At 68.8% G+C, this 21,969-nt stretch carries 6 protein-coding genes; 5 read left to right on the forward strand and 1 reads right to left on the reverse strand.

Going from position 1 to position 21,969, the window contains the following annotated elements; all coding sequences use genetic code 11:
* Window positions 1-66: 66 nt before the first annotated feature.
* From ABZ345_RS14460 to ABZ345_RS14475, 4 genes are all read left to right on the forward strand, one after another.
* Window positions 67-8,964 (forward strand): RHS repeat-associated core domain-containing protein, encoded by an 8,898-nt coding sequence (locus ABZ345_RS14460; protein ID WP_359847394.1) that lies wholly within the window; start codon window positions 67-69, stop codon window positions 8,962-8,964.
* Between the two features lie 22 nt (window positions 8,965-8,986).
* Window positions 8,987-9,331, forward strand: a complete 345-nt coding sequence (locus ABZ345_RS14465) for a hypothetical protein (protein WP_359847397.1) — start codon at window positions 8,987-8,989, stop codon at window positions 9,329-9,331.
* A 29-nt stretch (window positions 9,332-9,360) separates the two neighbouring features.
* Window positions 9,361-13,860 carry a ricin-type beta-trefoil lectin domain protein gene (locus ABZ345_RS14470; protein WP_359847400.1) on the forward strand — a complete coding sequence of 1,500 codons (4,500 nt, stop codon included), beginning with the start codon at window positions 9,361-9,363 and terminating at the stop codon, window positions 13,858-13,860.
* A 589-nt stretch (window positions 13,861-14,449) separates the two neighbouring features.
* A complete protein-coding gene (locus ABZ345_RS14475; protein WP_359847401.1) occupies window positions 14,450-18,922 on the forward strand; it encodes a ricin-type beta-trefoil lectin domain protein in 4,473 nt (1,490 codons plus the stop codon).
* Window positions 18,923-18,955: 33 nt separating this feature from the next.
* Here the strand turns inward: ABZ345_RS14475 and ABZ345_RS14480 are convergent, their stop codons facing one another.
* Window positions 18,956-20,050 carry a YihY/virulence factor BrkB family protein gene (locus tag ABZ345_RS14480; RefSeq protein ID WP_359847403.1) on the reverse strand — a complete coding sequence of 365 codons (1,095 nt, stop codon included), beginning with the start codon at window positions 20,048-20,050 and terminating at the stop codon, window positions 18,956-18,958.
* 156 nt (window positions 20,051-20,206) lie between these two features.
* Between ABZ345_RS14480 and ABZ345_RS14485 the strand changes: the two genes are divergently transcribed.
* Window positions 20,207-21,892: a DEAD/DEAH box helicase gene (locus ABZ345_RS14485; RefSeq protein WP_359847533.1), complete on the forward strand. Its 1,686-nt coding sequence runs from the start codon at window positions 20,207-20,209 to the stop codon at window positions 21,890-21,892.
* Window positions 21,893-21,969 lie beyond the last annotated feature (77 nt).

Raw genomic sequence — 21,969 nt, forward strand, 5'->3', positions numbered from 1 at the left:
CCCTGACACGGTTCTCGCCGGATCTGGGGAAGGGTCCACCACAACCAAACACTCTGGGGGGAACGCGTGAGACACGCGTCGGTGTTTCGTGCTGCGCGCAGACCGCTGTGCCTGCTGCTAGTCCTGGTTGTCGCTCTGCCGTTCCTCGGCGGATCGCAGACTCCGTACGGCACCTTCGGAGCGCTCCCGCTCGGTGCCTCGACCTCCGCCCCTGAGCAACGCACCGGAACCGCGGACGGTTCCAGCCACGAGACCTCCGCGGAGTCCACCCGGATCAACCGCGATCTCCCCAAGCGCGACCAGCCGAGGCCGAAGAACGCGGTCGCCGACCGGCCTGACCCGCTGCCCGAGGTGAAGACCCCCTCGGAGGAGGACCGGAAGGTCACGCCGAAGGTCGAGAAGCCGGTTCTACCCGCGATCGACAAGGACGCCGTCGAGCGCCCGCAGGATCGCACCGAGACCACCAGGACGTTCGACAACCCGGACGGCAGCCGCACGCTGCGGTTGCACACCGGGCCGGCCAATGTGCGGCAGCCCGACGGTTCGTGGCTCCCCGTGGACCTGACCCTGGTTCCCTCCGGCGGCAGGCTGAAGCCGAAGGTCTCCCCGATCGGGCTCAGCCTCGGCGCCGGCAGCGCGGACGGCTCGCTCGTCCAGATCGACCTCGACGGCGACCACGGCATCAGCTACGGCATGCGTGACGTGACCGACGTGCGCGGTGAGGCCAGTGGCCCGCAGGTCACCTACCGCGGCGTCCGGCCGGGCACCGACCTGAGGCTCACCGCCACCGGCGGCGGGGTGAAGGAGGACCTGGTGCTCGCCTCCGCGGCGGCGCCGTCCTCCTACTCGTTCACGGTGAAGCTCAAGCGCCTCTCGCCGCGCGTCGACGTCCTCGGCGGAGTCGAGCTCGTGGACGGCGACAAGATCGTCGCGACCATCCCCGCCGGCGTCATGGACGACGCGGCCGGGGTGCGGTCGACCGGGGTGAAGTACGGCCTGGACAAGATCGCCGACGACACCTGGGTGCTGCGCGTCGACGCGGACCAGACTTGGCTGCGCGACCCCGCCCGCAAGTTCCCCGTGGTCCTCGACCCGACCACCGAGCGTCCGGAAACCGACGCCGACGCCATGTTCGTCCGCTCCAACGGCTTCGGCGGCGCCAACGGCGGACTCGAGGTCGGCCGTGTCGAGGGCAACCCGGTCTCCCGGACCTATCTGCACTTCAACGGTGCGCAGAACGCGTTGCGCAACCGCTACGTCGTCAGCGCCTCGCTGGCCGCCAGCAACGTCTACTCGACGAACTGCACGCCGCGGTCGGTCTCGGTCTTCGAGGTGACCCAGCCGTGGTCGTCGTCCATGAGGTGGCCGGGTGCCGCCGTCGGGCAGTCGCTGTCCGCGTCGACGTTCGCCTACGGCGGTGCGGCCGGCACCGCCTGCGCCAGCCCTCAGTGGGCGTACTTCGCACTCGACCCCGACTTGATGACGCGCTGGACGCACGGATCCGCGCTGGCACACGGTCTTTCGTTGCGCATGTCCGACGAGACGCTGCGCGAGGGTCGCCGTTTCGCTTCGGCCAGCACCGTGAACAAGCCGTACCTCGAGGTCCGGTACTCCCCGGAGGGGGCCTCCTACGAGGCCACCGGCGTGACGCTGCCGTCCAACGTCAAGGAGGGCAAGCTCAGCGTCAAGGTCACCAACATGGGCTCGTCGACGTGGTCTGCGGGCGGCGGTGTCCACTTCGGATTCATCATCAAGCAGGGCGCCCAGGAGGTCGCGCGCCGCAACGGTTACCGCGCCGACGTCGCTCCGATGGCGACGCACCAGTTCGTCGACCTGCCGGTCCCGGCGCTCGCCCCCGGCGACTACGACGTCTTCCTGACCATGTTCAACCCGGACGGCACGGACTTCCGGGACGCGCACGGCGTGCCGTACGGGCGGATGCCGATCACGGTCTTCAACCGCGCGCCCAGCACGAACTACCAGCAGCCCGGCACCGGCGCGACTGTCGAGTCGCTCCGGCCGACGCTGTACGCGGAGGGCGTCGACGCAGACAACTGGCCGGGGCGCGGTCTCACCTACAAGTTCAGGATCTGCACGGACGTCGCGCTCACGCAGGAGTGCCAGGAGACCCCGGAGTGGGGCGGCCAGTCGTTCTCGCCGCAGCTCACCCGCTGGAACAAGACCTACTTCTGGGGCGTCAAGACCTACGACACGGTCGACGAAACCCCGTTCTGGGCCAGTCCCGCACCGCTCGTCCTCACCACGCGCGTACCGCAGCCCGTGATCACCTCGCACCTCGCGGGCAGCCCGAACTCGGCACAGGGTCCCGGTCTGGACCCGAACATCGGCAACTACTCCACCGTCGCCACCGACGTGTCGATCGCGACGGCCGGGCCGGACCTGACGATCAGCCGCACCTACAACAGCCTCGACCCGCGCAAGGACACCGCGTTCGGCACGGGCTGGTCGTCCCGGCTGGACATGCGGCTCAAGTCCGATGACGACCACTCCGGCAACGTCGTGATCACCCACCCGACGGGCCGTCAGGTGCGGTACGGCCGCAACCCCGACGGCACCTTCGGCTCGCCCAGCGGCAGCACGGCGGATCTCGTCTACGTCCCGGCCACCGGCCTGTACACGTTGCGCGACACCACCGGCGCCCAGTGGCGGTTCGACGCGCTGGGCCGGCTCGCCACGATCGTGAACCCCGCGGGGCTCACGGAGTCTCTGAACTACGACACCAGCGACCGCGTCAAGACGATCACCAACAACACCAGCGGCCGGACGCTGACCGTTGCGTGGCAAGGCAACCACGTCTCGTCGGTCACCACGCAAGCGCCGGAGGCGAACAGTTCCGCGCTGGTCTGGACGTACACCTACACAGGAGACCGTCTCACGACGGTCTGCGTTCCCGGCACCACGCCGACCTGCACCACGATGGACTACGCGGACGGTTCGCACTACCGCAGCACAGTGCTCGACGACCGTCCGAAGACCTACTGGCGGCTCGGTGAGACCTCCGGCGACACGTTCGCCAACGTCACCGCGCGCAGCAACGGCCAGTACGCCGCCCAGCCGCACAACGTCGTGCTCGGAACCGCGGGCGCGTTGGAGGGCACGTCGGACCGGGCGGCGACGTTCGACGGCAACTCGAGTTACGTGACGTTGCCCGACAAGCTCACGTCCGAGTCCATGTCTCTCGCGGTCGAGCTGTGGTTCAAGACGACCTCTCAGGGCACCTTGCTGAGCTACGCCGACCAGGGCTTCCCGGCCGCGGCCGGCAAGTCGACCCCGGTGCTGTACGTCGGCACCGATGGCCTGCTGTACGGCGGTTTCTCCCGCCGGGACGCCGGCGGCCCGCGTCAGGTGGTCAGCACTCAGGCCGTCAACGACGACCAGTGGCACCACGTCGTGCTGTCCGCCGCGGTCGACGTCCAGACGCTGTACCTCGACGGGAAGAAGATCGGTGAGCCCCTCGCCGGTCTCATCGACCACAAGCAGCAGACGAAGCTCACCGTCGGCGCCGGGTCCGGCAAGGACTGGCCCGCTACCAACGGCGGAAACTTCCACTTCGCCGGCTCGATCGACGAGGCCGCGGTCTACCTGCACCCGCTCGGGTCTCTCGCCGTCGCGGAGCACCACGCGGCGAGGGGCAAGCTCGACCAGCTGACCACCGTCAAGCTGCCGCAGGACAGCAGGCAGTTCGCCAAGATCACCTACGACGACGTCAACGACAGGGTCGCCACGCTGCTCGACCACACCGGCCGGACCTGGTCGCTCGACACGCCGCGAATCGAGGGCGCGACCCGCACCGCGGTGCTGCGCGGCCCGAGCAACTTCGGTGACTGGACCTACTCGTTCGACCTGGACAACGGCGGCCGTCTGACCTCGGTCGCGCACGACGGCGCCACGTCGCGCAACGAGTACAACACCGCCGGATTCCTGTCCGCGACCGTCGACCCGAGCGGGCTGCGCACCGAGCAGACCACGGACGCCCGCGGCAACGTGCTCAGCAGCAAGACGTGCCGCGCGGCCGGTTCCTGCAACACCAGCTACTTCAGCTACCTCGAGTCGGCTGACCCGCTCGACCCCCGGCGGGACAAGCTGGAGTCCACTTCGGACGCTCGCTCGACCGACGCGGCGGACACCCGGTTCCGCACCAGCTACACCTACGACGCGGCGGGCAGGCTGACGGGAGTCTCCACTCCCGCTCCTGCCGGCGTGACCGTCCGGCCCAGCACGTCGGTCGCCTACGCCACCGGCAACGAGGACGCGGTCGGCGGCGGCAAGGTGCCGGCGGGCCTGCCGACCACGTCGACCGGCAAGCGCGGCCAGGTGACCTCGATCGGGTACTTCGCGAACGGTGACCAGGCCGAGGTCAACAGCCCGTCCGGGCTGAAGGTCCGGTTCGTCTACGACGCGCTCGGCAGGCAGAAGTCCATCACCAGTGGCAACGCCGGTGGCGGTGTCTTCGGCACCACGACCTACGAGTACACACCGCGGTCGAAGGTCTCGAAGACGACCGCGCCCGCCGTGCAGAACCCGATCACCGGCAAGACGCACCAGCAGGTGACGGAGTACCGCTACGACAACAACGACAACATTCTGGAGACCACGGTCTCCGACGTGCTCGCGGTCGCGGACGGAGGCACGCCGTCACGCACCACGAAGACGGCGTACGACGCGCAAGACCGGTTGGCGCGCATGGAGTTCCCGGACGGCGGAACGGAAACGCACGCCTACTCGGACAACGGACTCACCGAAACGGTGACCGATGTCAACGGCGTCGTGTGGACGTCGCAGTTCGAGGAGCGCGGATTGTTGTTGTCGCGCACCGCGACCGCTCCCGGTGCCGACCCGGAGGACCCCGGCGCGTCCGGTCTGGTGGTCGAGTCCCACGTGTACGACCCGGCGGGCAAGGTGCGCTCGTCGGACGACGCGATGGGCCGCAAGACCAGTTTCACCTACTACGACGACGGTCTACTCGCGACAACAACCCGCAACGGCTATCACGATCTCGACGGCAATGTGCGGGATGTGGTGCTGGAGGACCGCACGTACGACCCGGTGGGCAACGTCGCGGTGCTCGTCTCGACCGGCGGCCCGAAGACCACCCAGACGTTCGACGCGGCCGGCCTGCCGCTCACGTCGACGTTCGACCCGGACGGACTGCGGCGCGCGGTGACCTACACGCGTGACGCCGACGGCAACGCGATCAGGACCGAACGACGCGGTGCGGCCGACGACACCCGTGCCGAGGTCACCGCGTCCGAGTTCGACGCGAGCAACCAGGTGACGGCGGAACACGCCTACCTCAACGCGAACACCGCCTTCACCACGCGGTACGACCGCGACGAGCGCGGATTGCTGAGTTCCGTGACCGATCGCCGGCTGAACACGACGACGTTCACGTACGACGCGAAGGGCAACCAGGTCAGCGTGACCTCGCCCGCCGTGGAGGCGTGGGTCGGCGGCGTGCGGACGGCCGGCTTCGCGGGCACGAACACCGCGGGCCGCAACGCTTTCGGGGAGCAGACGCACACCCGTGACGCCGCTGGTTCGGTGTCGGTCACCGAGTACGACTCGATGGGCCGTACCACCAAGGTCAGCCTCCCCTCGTACACGCCGCCGGGCGGACAGCCCGTCGTGCACAGCAAGCGGATGGAGTACGACCACGGCGGCAGGCTGAAGAAGTCGATCGACGGGCTGAACCGGGTCACGAGCTACGACCACGACCCCTACGGCCGGGTGACCGCGACGACCCTGCCCCAGGTCGGCGAGACGTCGGCGGTGATCAGGGCGAACTACAACCGCGCGGGTGACCTGATCTCCAGCGTCGATCCGATGGGCATCGAGACCCGGAGCACCTACGACGAACTCGGCCGGCAGGTCAGCACGACCGAGGTCGACCGCTCGTCCGGTTCCACGCTCTACTTCACCACCACGACGAAGCACGACCTCGCGGGCAACGCGTTGTCGGTGACCAACTCGATGAACGCGACGTCGAGCGCCACCTACAACGCGGCGGGCGAGGTGCTCACCTCGACCGACCCGACCGACCGGGTGTCGAAGAGCACCTACGACATCTCGGGTCGCGTGGCGACGACCACCGATCCGTCGGGACTGGTCTCCAGCCAGACGTACGACCTGCTGGGCAGGCCGGTCCGGTCGGCGAACCTGGTCGACGGCACCGAACTGCGGGCGAGCACCGCGGAGTACGACCCGGCGGGCAACGTCCTGAAGCGCACCTCGCCGCAGGGTCGCGTGTCGAGCTACGCCTATGACGCGCTCGGCCGGCTGGTCACGCAGACGGAGAAGGCCGACACGACCAAGTCGATCGTCACGTCGTTCGGCTACGACAAGCTCGGCAACCGCAGCAGGTTCGTCGACGGCCGCGGCAACGCGACGATCTACACCTACACGGCGAGCGGCCTGCCCGAGTCGACGGTCGAACCGGCGACGGCCGCCACGCCGAACGCGGCGGACCGCACGTGGACCACGGTGTACGACGCCGCGGGTCAGACCACCCGCGAGCTGAAGCCCGGTGGCGTCACCGTCGATCGGGAGTTCGACGCGCAGGGACGTCTGAAGCTGGAGCGGGGCGCGGGCGCGGAGGCCACGACGGCAGACCGCACGTTCGGGTACGACCTCGCCGGCCGGATGATCAAGATCGGTGGCCCCGCCGGCGACAGCGGCTACACCTACGACGACCGCGGCAACCTGCTCACGTCGTACGGCGCGGGCGGCTCGGCGACCTACACCTACAACGGTGACGGCACTGTCGCCACCCGCAAGGACGTCACCGGCGACGCGTCGTTCACCTACGACAAGGCGGGCAGGCTGGTCAGCTCCGCCGACCCGTTGTCGGGCCGCACGGTCGACTACGGCTACGACGCCGCGGGACGGCTCGGCGTGGTCACCGACCGCGCGGTGAGCACGTGGGCGGCCCGCCGGCTGAGCTACGACCCGCTCGGGCGCCAGACGTCCGACCAGGTCCAGCAGACGGTGGAAGGCGGTCTGCGCGTCCTCGTCGGCGCGGAGTACGGCTACGACCTCGACGGCAAGGTGACCTCGAAGAAGATCACCGACACCTCGGGTTCCGCGACCAACACCTACGGCTACGACGGCGCGGGCAGGCTCACTTCGTGGACTGGCCCGGCGGGCACGACCGACTACCGCTGGGACGACTCGGGCAACCGCGTCGGCGCGGGCACGGCGACGTTCGACTACGACGAACGCAACCGGCTCAAGTCCGGCGGCGGTGCGACCTACACCTACACGCCGCGCGGCACCCGTGCCTCGGTCACCCAGAACGGTCAAACGACAGCGTCCTCGTTCGACGCCTTCGACCGCATGGCTTCCGCGGGCGCGGTCAGCTACCGCTACGACAGCCTGAACCGCGTCACCGACCGCAACGGTGTCGCGTTCAAGTACCAGGGCCAGACCAACGAAGCCGTCAGCGACGGCAGCAGACTGGTCAGCAGACTGCCCGACGGCACCGCGTTCTCCGACAAGGCGGCCGGCAGCACCCTCAAGGGCCGCATGCTGTTCGCCGACCTGCACGGCGACGTCATCGGCCGCTTCCTCGGCGGCGCCGTCGACGGCCTGCGTTCGTTCGACCCGTTCGGCACCGTCACCAGCTCGTCGGGTGATGCGTCTCCGCTCGGCTTCCAGGGCGACTGGACCGACGGGACGACCGGCTCGGTGAACATGGGCGCGCGCTGGTACTCGCCGGGCGCCGGCCAGTTCGTCAGCCGTGACGACTGGACGCTCGACCCGTCGCCGTCGTCGCGAGGGAACCGGTACGCCTACACGTGGAACGACCCGGTCAACGGCGCCGACCCGGACGGCCACGACAACATCCCGGTTCTCTGTCCGCAGGACTGGAAGTTCAACCCGCTCAACATCAGGGACTACCGCAAGCTCAATCCCGGCTGGCAGGCGTGGGAGTCGTTCTTCAAGCAGATGACCGGCACGTCGGAGTGTCTCGCTCAAACGGCCGGCACGTGCGTTGCGACGATCTACGACGACAACGGCAACCTCTGCCCCGGCTGGATGTACTGCAACGACGGATCCACGCAGAAGATCGGCCACTGCAAGGGCTACTGGGACGACGACGCTCTCCGTCCCGGTGACTGCAGGACCTTCAAGGAGGGGTGCAAGAAGACGTCGCCGAGCGTCAACCAGCCAGGCACGAACGGTCAACGCCCGACCGTGGTGGCACCGCGGCCGCCGCCTCCGCCGAAGTGGTGGCGGGACGCGCACCGGTACCTGCCGCGTCCGCAGTTCGACGTGAACCTCCTGCCGCGATCGCCCGATGTCGTGACTCTGCCGCCTGCGGACCAGGTCAAGGACGACCGGGATCAGGACACGACGGACTCCACGGATACGACGGAGGACGACCAGAGCAACGACGCTCCTGACACGCAGCCGACGAATGATCCGAATTCGACGCCGCCACCGAACGGGATTCCTAGGCCGCAGATCGGCCTGGACAACCAGATTCTCGTCTACTGGTACGACAGGGATCAGAGGTACGGGCACCTCAAGGACCAGATCGAAGATGCCGTGATGGGACACGATGTCGTCATCTCTCCGCAGGTCATGCGGGAGTTCATCTACCTCAACACGAACAGCGCTGACCGTGATCGGTACGAGTGGTTGGAAGAGAAGCTCGGGGACCGCTGGAGGATTGGGCACACCGAGCGCGAAGACGAGGTACGTGCTCTCACCGACCGAAATCCGGTCAGGGACCCGGCCACCAAGAACAATCTGAGGAAGCTCACCGATGAAGACGCACGCGTCTACGACTCCGCGCGCCAAGAAAATCCGCCGCTACTACTGTTCACGGCTGACATGGCGCTCTGCCAACACATGCGTTACGACGGGCATCCGTTCATCTACCTCCACCCTCAGCAACAGTCGAACGGGCAAGGCAGGATGTCGATGACTGAATGCAAGTAGACGTGAACTTCGGGAGGTCTTCGTGGGTGCGTTCAACATCCTTGTGATGCCGGAGTTGGAGTGGTGGTGTCCACGATGCGGCCTCGGAAAGACTCGCTTCGTTCAATTCAAGTACGGTGCTCAGATTCAAAAGGAGTACTACGTGGGCGACACCCTGGAATGGGGGACCCTGGATCGGGGAGAGCCTGGCCTTCGTCATGTCGCGGTACTCGGATTTGGCCTCAGCTGTGTCGACTGCGGTTACCAGGATGATCAGGACTATCGCATCGACATCAGGTCCGACGTCATCTCATCGGTTGTGCCCGACGATGGGGAGCTGGATTACCTGTCGCAGGGGAACCACTACTGGTTGGTGCTCGAAAGATAGTTTGCCCGGACTATTCGGAATGGAATGAAATGAGAAGATTGCGACGTACGGCCATCGCGGCCGTGTGTTTCACGCTGGGGGCGGCTGTCGTCGCAACACCAGGATGGGCGGCCGCGCCGCCCAGCGGTGCCAGACCGGACGTGGTGAACTCCGCGGACGACGCCAGAGCCGGCCAGACGGTGCCGAAGGACGCGAAGGGCCGCAGCCTCGTCTACGTCGAGGGCTCGCAGGCGAACCAGCTCCGCGCCGCCGTCGTCAAGGCGGGTGGCACGGTCAGCGGCTCCGGGAACGGCCGCGTCAAGGCCGCGGTGCCGAAGGACAAGCTGGACCTCGTGGCGAGCCAGCCCGGCGTGACCGAGGTGCGGCTGCCCGACCGGGCGGTTCCGATGGCCATCACGTCCGAGGGCGTGGCCGCGGCCAAGGCGAACCTGTGGCACGACGCCGGCAAGAAGGGCGCCGGCGTCAAGGTCGGCATCATCGACGTCGGCTTCGGTGACGTGGCGGCGTCGCAGGCATCCGGCGACCTGCCGGCGAACATCACCATCAACAACGACAACTGCCTCGACGCCGCCGAGAAGCCTCAGCACGGCACCGGTATCGCCGAGATCGTGCACGACATGGCTCCTGAAGCGCAGCTGTTCCTCGCGTGCATCGAGGACACGTTCAGCTTCGACCAGGCCGAGGTGTGGCTGCGGCAGCAGGGCGTGCAGGTGATCTCGTCGGCGATCGGGTTCCTGGCTCCGGCCGGAAGTCGTGGTGACGGCACGGGTGACCCGGGCAGCCCGGCCGAGGTCGTCAAGCGCAGCCGGCAGGCGGGCGTTCTGTGGAGTGTCGCCGCGGGCAACCAGGCGCGCCTGCACTACGGCGGCAAGGCGATCGACTCCAACGGCGACAGCTGGGTCGAGTTCGGCGTCTCCCGGCAGAACGGTTTCCCGCTGGACTCCGGCGCCACCGCCACGGTGGGGCTGCGCTGGGACGCGTGGCCCAAGACCAGGCAGGATCTCGACCTCTACATCTCGACGTCCGAGAACCCGCCGACCGGGCTGAACGACCCCAGCCTCGTCGCGGTGTCGACGCGGTCGCAGAAGGACACGCCTGAGGGGCTGGCGCCGACCGAGTCGGTCACCTTCCGCAACAACACGGGCGCCACGGTGACCTACTGGGTGTACGTGAAGAACCACAGCGCGAGCTTCGACACGCCGATCGAGCTCTTCGTCAACGGCCCCTCTTACGGCCAGCAGCTCCAGCAGTACACCGAGGCCGGCAGCGTCGTCGAACCCGCCACCTCGCCGCACGTGATGGCGGTCGGGGCGACCCAGCCCGCGTCGGGGCGGGTGCAGGACTACAGCGGTCGCGGTCCGACGGTCGACGGCAGGCAGAAGCCGGACATCACGGGCTACGACCAGATCTCGACCAGGGCGATGAAAATCATGCGGGGCACGTCCGCGGCTGCGGCGCACGTGGCCGGTGCGGCCGCGCTGTTCAAGTCCGCCAACCCGGCTCTCGACGCCGGGCAGTTGCAGACCGCACTGCAGAACGCCGCGAACCCGAAGCAGTCCAACAACAACTGGGGCAACGGTCCGCTCAGCGTCGGGGCGCCCGGCACGCCGCCCGCCGTGCCGGCCGGGTCCGGTTTCACGGTCTCCACGCAACAGGCTCGTGTGCATTCCGAGGCTTACGCGGCGAACGAGGTGAAGACCCTCGCTTTCCCCAGCCTGCCGAGTGACACCCAGTCCGTGGCGATCACCGTGTCCGCCAGGGCCACCGCCGCCGACATCGGCGACTTCGCCATCGAGGTCGCGCCCGGTGACCCGGCGCAGCTGGGTGGGAAGGCGCCGGCGTTGAACGCCCGCGGGGACGCCGGCCAGACGTGGCAGTCGCTCACGATGTTCGCTCCGCTGGACAGCGCGCGGTCGCTCAAGTTGCGCAACCGCGGCAACGGGAACGTGTTCGTGGTGGTCGAACTGCTCGGCTACTTCAGTCCCCAGGGGAGCACGGACACCTTCTTCGCCAACGACAAGCCCGCGCGCGTGCTCGACACGCGGGGGTTCCCGGTCGTCAACGGTGGAAGCACCCGCGCGACGTCGTTGAGCAGTGCCCCCGGAGCCGCCCCGGACTTCGTCGACCTGCCGATCCGCGGTGTCGCCAACGTGCCCCAGAGCGCGCGGGCGGTGGTGCTGAACGTGACCGCGTTCGAGGCCTCGGCGGAGTCGTACCTGGTGGCGCACAACCCCACCGCGCCGATGAGCTTCGTAACGATGGTGGTCTCTCCCGGTGACCGGCGAACGAACCTGGCCATCGTGCCGATCGGCGCGGACGGCAAGATCCGGTTGACCAACAACACCGCGACGGCCGTCGGTGCCGCGCTGGACGTCGTCGGCTGGTTCGGGCCGGACGCCGGTGGCGCGCGGTACGTGTCGCTGTCCGATGCGAGGCGTGTCGCGGACACGACCACGGGCAACGGCGTGCCCAAAGCCCCCATCGGGCACGGGCAGGTGGCCACGTTCCAGGCGAGCGGGGTGGCCGGGATCGAGTCCTCGGCCACGACGGCCGCCGTTCTGATGACCGGCAGGGACGACAACCTCGGAACCGAGCTCAGCGCTGTCGCGAGCGAGGTGGGGTGGATCTCCGCGAGCCAGGTGTCCACGCGCAAGATGGAGACCGCGACCGGGCTCGCCCTGGTGCCGCTCGGCAACAGCGGCAAGGTGGACGTGCGCAACGAACGCGGGCAGACACGGCTGACGGCCGACGTCACGGGCTACTTCGTCGGCGGCACCAAGGTCGCGGTACCGGCTGTCGCGGGCAACTGCGTCACGGCCAAGGACGGACCGGGCTTCTACAGCGCGTTCGACGGCCGGCGGGAGTCCGACCTCGGGGGCTGGCAGAGCACCGGCACCAAGATCGGCACCGAGGGCTGTGAGCTCGTGACCAGGGACGGCGCCGACGTCTCCTGGTACTCGACCCACACCTACGGCAACGACTACACGATGAAGGTCGACTGGAAGGCCACCACGGACAACTCCGGCTCCGGTGTCTTCGTGCTGATGACCAACCCCGGCACGAACAACGCCTCGCCGGGCGCGAGCGGGTACGAGGTGAACATCGGCCCGAAGAACGCCACGGGCACGCAGCAGACCGGTGCGTTCGCCGGGATCCAGGCGCCCAGCACCACCGCGCCGGTCAAGCCGACCGGTCAGTGGAACACCTTCGAGATCAAGGTCCGCTGGAACACCGCGACGGTGTTCCTCAACGGCCAGCAGGTCAACGAGTACACCTCTGCCGACTCGACAGGCGTGGGACGCAACACCTTCATCGGTCTGCAGAACGACGGCGCCAACGACAGCGTCCGGTTCCGCAACGTCCGGATCAAGCGGGACACTCCCGTGTTCTCCGGCACGTTGAAGGGCGTCAACGGCCGTTGCCTCGACATGAAGTACAACGACCCGTTCCAGCCTGTCGTGTGGATGTGGGACTGCCACGGCTTGTTCGCCCAGACGTGGACGTCGAACGAGGGCCTTCTCATGGCGGGTGGCCGGTGCCTCACGGCCAGCGACCCCGGCGGTGACGGTGCCTCGGTCGTGCTGGCCGGGTGCGCCGGCATCGACGGTCAGCAGTGGGTCCTGCGCACCGACGGACGACTGATCAGCCGTTACTCCGGGCGGTGTGCCACGCCTAACGACGGCAACCAGGGTTCCCAGCTGGTCCTGCGGGCCTGTGACAAGTCCCGCTCGGACCAGGTGTGGCAGGTGCCCGCGCAGAACGGGCGATCGGGCAAGGTCGTCGGCGTCTCCGGCAAGTGCCTGGACGTTCCGAACAATGACCCGACGCTGAACAAGGTCGTCCTGTGGCCGTGCAACGGCAGCCCGGCGCAGAGTTTCGCGGCTCCCGGAGACGGGACGCTGCGAGCCGGCGGCAAGTGCATCGACCTGACGAACTCCAACACCGCCGAAGGCAGCGCGGTGAGCCTCTGGGAGTGCAACGGAACCCAGGCTCAGCAGTGGTCCGCCCAGCCGGACGGCTCGCTGGTGAACCCGCTGTCGGGCCGCTGCCTCACGGCGGCGTCGTCCGCGGACAACGCGACCCTGTCGATCTCCAACTGCAGTGGCGCGCGCACGCAGACGTGGTCGCTGACCGCGGAATGGCTGTCTCGCGGCCCGATCGTCGGCGTCGCCACCAAGTGCATCGACGTCTACGGCAACGACCCGAACGCCAGCCGGCTGTGGCTGTGGGAATGCTTCGGCCCCACCGGGCAGCTGTGGTGGGCGCCGGGTGACGGCACGTTCCGCATCTACGGCAAGTGCCTCGACATCGGCGACACGGTGAACGGCACGGCCATCGTGAACGCGGGCTGCCACGGCGGCACGAGCCAGCAGTGGACGGCGCGACACGACGGGACACTGGTCAGCGCGCTCGCCGGTCGCTGTGTCGACGACGTCGGGTACAACGCCGACAACGGCAACCCCCTGGCGATCTACAACTGCACCAGTGACTGGAACCAGCGCTGGGCCACGTCGGTGAACCCGAGCTGAGTCCGGACGAGTCAGGGACAGCGGGGGTGGCTTCGGTCCCCCCGCTGTCCGGCCGGCTTTCCCGAGAACGAGCAGTACGGCGACAGACCCTGCCGCCGACAACAGAAACCCTGGGGGACGCGTGAAACACGCGTGGATCAATGGCGTGCCGAGACGGGTGCGTCAGCCCTACGGTCTCTCCGGCGCGCTCCCTCTCGGGGCCTCGACCACCGCACCCGAACAACGACGCTCCAGACACGCAACCGGTCGAGGACCCGTCCTCCAATCCGAACAGTCCGTTGCCGCCGCACGGGAGTTGTTGTGGGCGCGTTCAACATTCTGATGGTGCCGGATCCGGCGAGGTGTGCGAACTGTGGCCCGGAGACTTCCAGGTATGTCCAGTTTCATTTCGGAGAGCTGGCCGGCCTGGGGCACGTCGCGGTACACGGAGTGAATGTCGGCTGCCCGCGCTGGGTGATGGCGATGACCAGGAGTTTCGCATCGACATCAAGAGCGATGTGATCGTTTCGATGCGCCCGGATGACGACGACGGATTTCCTCGCTCAGGGCAACTACTACTGGGTTGTCCTCGAAGAATGAATGGAATGAAATGAGCAGATTGCGACGTGCGGCCGCTGCGGCCGTGTGCATGACGCTGGGGGCGGCTGTCGTCGCAACACCGGCATGGGCGGCCGCGCCGCCCGCCGGTGCCAGACCGGACGCGGTGAACTCCGCGGACGACGCCAGACCCGGCCAAACAGTCCCGAAGGACGCCAAGGGTCGACGGCTGGTCTACGTGGAGGGCCCGAGCCAGAACCAGCTCCGCGCCGCCGTCGTCAAGGCCGGCGGCACGGTCAGCGGCTCCGGCAACGGCCGGATCAAGGCCGCTGTGCCGCAGGAGAAGCTGGACCTGGTCGCGAGCCAGCCCGGCGTGACCGAGGTACGGCTCCCCGACCGTGCGGTGCCGATGGCCGTCACGTCCGAGGGCGTGGCCGCGGCCAAGGCCAACCTGTGGCACGACGCCGGCAAGAAGGGCGCGGGCGTCAAGGTCGGCATCATCGACGTCGGCTTCGGCGACGTGGCGGCGTCGCAGGCATCCGGTGACCTGCCGGCGAACATCACCATCAACAACGACAACTGCCTCGACGCGGCCGAGAAGTCGCCGCACGGCACCGGCATCGCCGAGATCGTGCACGACGTGGCCCCCGAGGCCCAGCTCTTCCTGGCGTGCATCGAGGACACGTTCAGCTTCGACCAGGCCGAGACGTGGCTGCGGGCGCAGGGTGTGCAGGTGATCTCGTCGGCGATCGGGTTCCTGGCCCCGGCCGGCAGCCGCGGCGACGGTACTGGCGATGCAGGTAGCCCCGCCGAGATCGTCAAGCGCAGCAAGGCCGCGAACATCCTGTGGAGCGTCGCGGCGGGCAACCAGGCGCGGCTGCACTACGGCGGCAACGCCATCGACGCCAACGCCGACGGCTGGGTCGAGTTCGGGGCCTCGCGGCAGAACGGTTTCCCACTCGACCCCGGTCGCTCCGCCACGGTGGGGCTGCGCTGGGACGCGTGGCCGAAGACCAAGCAGGACCTCGACCTCTACGTCATGAAGAGCACGAACCCGCCGAACGGGCCGAACGACCCGGAGATCGTGGCGCAGTCGACGCGGTCGCAGAAGGACAGCACCGACGGGTTGGCGCCGACCGAGTCGCTCACGTTCACCAACAACCTGGGCACCACGCAGACGTACTGGGTGTACGTGAAGAACCACAACGCGGCGCTCAACACGCCGATGGACCTGTTCGTCAGCGGCCCGGCCAACAACCAGCAGCTGCAGTACTACACCGAGGCCGGCAGTGTCGTCGAACCCGCCACCTCGCCGCACGTGATCGCGGTCGGCGCGACCGCGCCCGGTTCGGGGCGGGTTCAGGACTACAGCGGCCGCGGTCCGACGGTCGACGGCAGGACCAAGCCGGACATCACGGGCTACGACGAGGTCTCGACGAGTGCGATGGGCGTGCTGCGGGGCACCTCCGCCGCGGCCGGGCACGTGGCCGGTGCTGCCGCGCTGTTCAAGTCGGCGAACCCCTCGCTCGACGCGTCGCAGCTGCAGACCGCGCTGCTGAACGCCGCGAACCCCAAGCAGTCCAACAACAACTGGGGCAACGGTCCGCTCAGCGTCGGCACGCCGGGCACCCCCGCCGCTCCCGCCGGTGCCGGGTTCACGTCCGACGCGACGCCGACGCGCGTGTTCGACCAGGAGATCCCCGCGAACGAGACCAGGACGCTCGCGTTCCCGTCGCTGCCCGGTGACACGACCGCGGTCGCGATCACCGTGTCCGCGCAGGCGCACGCCAACGACATCGGCGACTTCGCCATCGAGGTCGGCACCGGTGACCTCGCGGCGAAGGGCGGTCGGGTGCCGACGTTGTACGCGCGTGGCGACAACGCGTGGACGTGGCAGACGTTGACGTTCTTCGCGCCACTGGACAGCGCGCGGTCGATCAAGCTGCGCAACCGCGGCAACGGACCGGCCGGGGTCGTGGTCGAGCGGCTGGGCTACTTCAGCCCGCAGCAGAGCACGGACACGTACGTCGCCCTGCCCGCGCCGGCCCGGTTGCTCGACACCCGCGGCTACCCGGTCGCCGCCGGGGGCAACCCGAGGAACACCTCGCTCGACGCCGGTGGTGACAAGACCGCCGAGGTGCAGATCCGCGGCGTCGCCGGGATCCCGCAGAACGCGCAGGCCGTGGTCGCGAACCTCACCGGCTTCGAGGCGACCGAGCAGCAGTTCCTGACCGCACACGGCACCACCGCGGTTCCGGGCGTCACGTCGGTCTCGGTCGCGCAGGGCGACCGGAGGACGAACACGGTCGTCGTGCCGATCGGGCCGGACGGCAAGATCCGCGTCACCAACAGCACCTGGCGCAGCGTCGTCGGCGCTTCGCTGGACGTCGTCGGGTACTTCGGCCCCGGCAACGGTGCGAAGTACGTGCCGCTGACCGACTCCAGCCGGGTCGCGGACACCGCCACCGGCAATGGCGTGCCCAGGGCGCAGATCGGGCACGGGCAGGTCGCCCAGTTCCAGGTGAGCGGGGTCGCGGGCGTGGCTGCCACGGCGACCACGGCGGCCGTGGTCCTCACGGGCAACGACAACAACATCGGCACCGAGCTCAGCGCGGTGGCGAGCGAGGTGGGCTGGACCGCCGCGAGCCAGGTGGTCACGCGCAAGCTGGAGACGGGGGCCGGGCTCGCGCTCGTGCCACTCGGCGACAGCGGCAAGGTCGACGTGCGCAATGAGCGCGGCCAGACCAGGTTGTCCGCTGACGTCACCGGCTACTTCGTCGGTGGCGGCAAGGTCGCGACCCCGGCGGTGGCGGGCAACTGCGTCACGTCCAGGGACGAGCCGGGCTTCGGCAGCGCGTTCGACGGCAGGACCGAGTCCGGGACCAGGGGGTGGCTGTCCACCGGTCAGGCGATGACGGCGGACGGCTGTGAGCTCCGCACCGCGGACAGCCCCGACGTCAACTGGTACACGCCGCACACCTACGGCAACGACTACACGCTCAAGCTCGACTGGAAGGCCGAGACCGAGAAGTCGGACTCGGGCGTGTACGTGCTGATGCCCAACCCCGGCAACGACGCGGGCAAGCCCAACGCGACCGGGTACGAGATCCAGATCAAGCAGGGCGGCGACCAGTGGGTGACCGGGTCCGTCGTGGGCAGGCAGGCGCCGACCACCACGAGCGCGGCGAAGCCGGTCGGTCAGTGGAACACCTACGAGATCAAGGTCAGCTGGAACAGCGTGACCGTGTACCTCAACGGCCAGCGCGTCAACGACTACACCTCGCCGGACGCGACCCAGACGGAGCGCAACACGTTCATCGGCTTGCAGAACGACAACACCGGTGACGCGGTCAAGTTCCGCAACGTGCGGATCAGGCAGGACACGCCGGTGTGGTCGGGCACGCTGAAGAGCGGCAACGGGCGTTGTCTCGACATCAAGTGGGCCGACCCGGCGCAGCAGGTCGCCTGGATGTTCGACTGCCACGGCCAGTTCGCGCAGACCTGGGCGTCGAACGAAGGAATGATCCAGGGCGCCGGACGTTGCCTCATGCCCGACACCAACAACGACGGCGCGCAGGTCCTGCTGGTCGACTGCGTCGGCGACGCCCGGTCGCAGTGGGTGCGGCGCACCGACGGGCGACTGGTCAACCGCGCGACAGGCCTGTGCGCCACACCGGCCGGCGCGTCCCAGGAGGCGCGGCTGGTCATGTCCGCCTGTGCGCCGTCGAGGACCGAGCAGGTCTGGACGGTGCCGGAGCAGCGTGGCCGGGTCGGCAAGGTGGTCGGTCCCGGTGGCAGGTGCCTGGACGTCTTCGGGCACAACCCGGCGGCGAACCAGGCGGTGCTGTGGGGGTGCAACAGCGCGGTGGCCCAGCAGTGGGTGGCGCCCGGTGACGGCACGTTGCGCGGCGAGGGCAAGTGCCTCAACGTCAACGGCGGCACGGCCGAAGGCACGGCCGTGGCCATCCTGGACTGCAACGCCCAGCCGGCCCAGCAGTGGGTCGCGCAGGCGGACGGCACGCTCCTGAACCCGATCTCGGGCCGCTGCCTCACCTCGGCGTCGACCGCGGACGGCGCGGCGCTGTCGATCACCAACTGTGCCGCCAGGAACACGCAGCTCTGGCGGCAGACGGCGGTGTGGGCGTCCCGCGGGCCGGTCGTCGGCCCTCAGACGAGGTGCCTTGACGTGTACGCCGCCAACCCGTCGGCCAACACGGTCGTCGTGTGGGGGTGCCACGGCGGCTTCGCCCAGGACTGGCGGATGTCCGGCGACGGCACGATCGAGGCGTACAACAACTGCCTCGACATCTCGGGCACCGGCAACAACGCCCCGGTCACCCTGCCGTCGAACTGTCAGCGCACCGGCGGGCAGGTGTGGGCGGTGCGGTCCGACGGCAGCATCGTGAACCCGGTGTCCGGCCGTTGTCTCGACGGCAAGCTCGGCGCCGACGGCGACAGGGCCATCGTCTTCGACTGCCACGGCGGCCTGCCGCAGCGGTTCGCGACGGCGGTCAACGGAAGCTGACCGGAAAGATCACGGCAGCGGGGGTGGCTTCGGCTACCCCCGCTGTTTTTCCTCCTCCGCCTCCGGCGAGGACCGCGGCTCCTGGATCTTCAGCGGCGCGGTCAGCTGCGTGTCGGCGGGGGAGGGCGCGGAGTACTCGGTGTTGCCGGATTCCTGCTTGGGCTGCGCGTTCTCCTCGCGGATGCGGGACGCCGCGCGTTCCATCTCAAGGCGGCGCCACCGGCGGCGCTGGCGCTGGGTCATGCGGGCTGGCCACGTTTCCTGGATGGCGCTGTTGAAGTACGCGCCGATGGTGATCGCCAGGCCGATGAAGAACACGAACAGCAGGAACGCGATCGGCGTCGCCAGGGCGCCGTAGGTGTAGCCCGTGGTGGTGATCCACTGGATGTACAGGCGCAGGCCGATGGACGACAGGATGAACACGGCCATGGCGAGGACCGCGCCGGGCAGCACGCGGTGGTACGGCAGCCTCCTCGGCAGCGCGACCTTGTAGAGCAGCGACAGCGAGAGCACGAGGAGCAGCGCGACGCCGGGGTAGTAGAAGCGGCCGACCCACGTCGTGATGTAGGGCTGCCACGACGCCGGGAAGAACTGCGGCAGGATGTCCGGGCCCAGCGCCAGCACCGGCAGGCCGACCACCAGCGCCACCAGCGAGATCATGTACAGCAGCAGGGCGAAGATGCGCTGCCAGAGCTCGTTGCGGACGCCGTACTGGCCGTGGGCGACCGTGATCGCGTCGACGAACGACGACATGGCCGACGAACCCGCCCACAGCGAGATCAGGAAGCCGACGGAGACGATCTCGCCCTTGCCGGTGGTGAGGATCTCCGCGACCGTCGGCTGGATCACGCCGTTGACCACGTCGGCGCTGAAGATCGTCCGGGTGAACCCGATGATCTTCTCCTGGACGGCGGAGACGACCTCCTGGCCGAACCAGTCGCCGAGATAACCCATGGCGCCCAGCACACCGAGCAGCAGTGGCGGGAATGAGAGGGTCTGCCAGAACGCCGCCTCGGCGGCTTCTGAGAAGATGTTGCCTTCCCAGGCTTTCGTCAGCGTGCGCGCGAGTAGACGCAGCGGCCCCTTGCGGCCGGACCTGCGTGCGTCGTTGTCGGTAGGCGCACCCATCGCAAAGACAAGCATGGTGCATGGCGCCACGTTTCGCGGCATCGGCGCCGAGAACAGGTAGAGTCACGGTGCCCTCGGCAACGGTCTGCCTGAGGGCATTACCATGTCTGACCTGCACAAATGAGGAGAAACACGTCTGTGACAGCGACAGCAGCAATGCGACCGCTGCGGGCCTGGCAGCGCCGCGCGCTGACCAAGTACCTCGCCGCGAAACCGCAGGACTTCCTCGCCGTCGCGACACCCGGCGCGGGCAAGACGACCTTCGGGCTTCGCGTGGCCGCCGAACTGCTGGCCGACCGCACGATCGAGGCCGTCACGATCGTCACGCCCACCGAGCACCTCAAGCACCAGTGGGCGAAGGCCGCCGCCGAGCAGGGCATCCACATCGACTCGAACTTCCGCAACACCAACGCGATGACCTCCCGCGACTACCACGGCGTGGCCGTCACGTACGCGCAGGTCGCCGCCCACCCGTCGCTGCACCGGGTGCGCACGGAGAACCGCAAGACGCTGGTGCTGCTCGACGAGATCCACCACGGTGGCGACGCCAAGTCGTGGGGTGACGCGATCCGCGAGGCGTTCACGCCCGCGGTCCGCCGTCTCTGCCTCACCGGCACGCCGTTCCGCTCGGACGACTCGCCGATCCCGTTCGTGCAGTACGAGGAGAGCTCCGGCGGCTTCAAGACGTCCAAGGCCGATCACACGTACGGGTACTCCGACGCGTTGCGCGACGGCGTGGTCCGGCCCGTGCTGTTCCTGGCGTACTCGGGCGAGGCGTCGTGGCGGACCAGCGCGGGCGAGGAGTACACCGCGCGCCTGGGTGAGCCGTTGACGCAGGAGCAGACCGCGCGGGCCTGGCGCACGGCCCTGGACCCGGCCGGCGACTGGATGGCCTCCGTGCTGCGCGCCGCCGACCAGCGGCTCACGCAGAAGCGCGAGAACGGCCTGCCCGACGCCGGCGGTCTGGTGATCGCGACCGACCAGACCGTGGCGAAGGCCTACGCGCAGGTGCTCCAGCGCGTCACGGGCCAGATCCCCACGCTGGTGCTGTCCGACGACCCGAAGGCGTCCGGCAAGATCGCCGAGTTCTCCGCGACGAACGAGCGCTGGATGATCGCCGTCCGGATGGTGTCCGAGGGCGTCGACGTGCCGCGGCTCGCCGTCGGCGTGTACGCGACGTCGTCGTCGACTCCGCTGTTCTTCGCCCAGGCCGTCGGCCGTTTCGTGCGCAACCGGAAACCCGGCGAGACCGCGACGGTGTTCCTGCCCTCGGTGCCGGTGCTGCTGCAGCTCGCGTCCGAGCTGGAGGCCGAGCGCGACCACGTCCTGGGCAAGCCGCACCGCGAAAAAGACGGCTGGGACGACGAGCTCATGGCCGCGGCGAACCAGACCAAGGACGAGCCCGGCGAGGACGAACGCGCCTTCACCGCGCTGGGCACCACCGCCGAACTCGACCAGGTGATCTTCGACGGCTCGTCGTTCGGCACCCCGACGCACGCGGGTTCGGCGGAGGAGCAGGAGTACCTCGGCCTGCCCGGTCTGCTGGAACCGGACCAGGTGCGCACGCTGCTGCTGCAGCGCCAGGAAGAGCAGTTGGCCTCCGCGGCCAAGCGCCCCAAGCCCGAGGTGGCGGTCCGGGAGGCCCGGCCGGTCGGCGTCCAGGAACGCCTCGCGTCACTGCGCAAGGAGCTCAACACCCTCGTCGCGATGCACCACCACCGCACCAAGAAGCCGCACGGCAAGATCCACAACCAGCTGCGCGAGTACTGCGGTGGTCCGCCGACCGCGATGGCCAGCATCGAACAGCTCGAGGAACGCATCGCCACCCTGCGCTCCTGGTAGCGCGCGCCCCGACCCCAAACCCCCTGGTAGGGCGCGCGTCCACCATTGCAATGAGTGTTTTGACTTCGTCCGCAAAC

Source organism: Lentzea sp. NPDC005914 (genome assembly GCF_040629405.1).
Classification (GTDB): domain Bacteria; phylum Actinomycetota; class Actinomycetes; order Mycobacteriales; family Pseudonocardiaceae; genus Lentzea.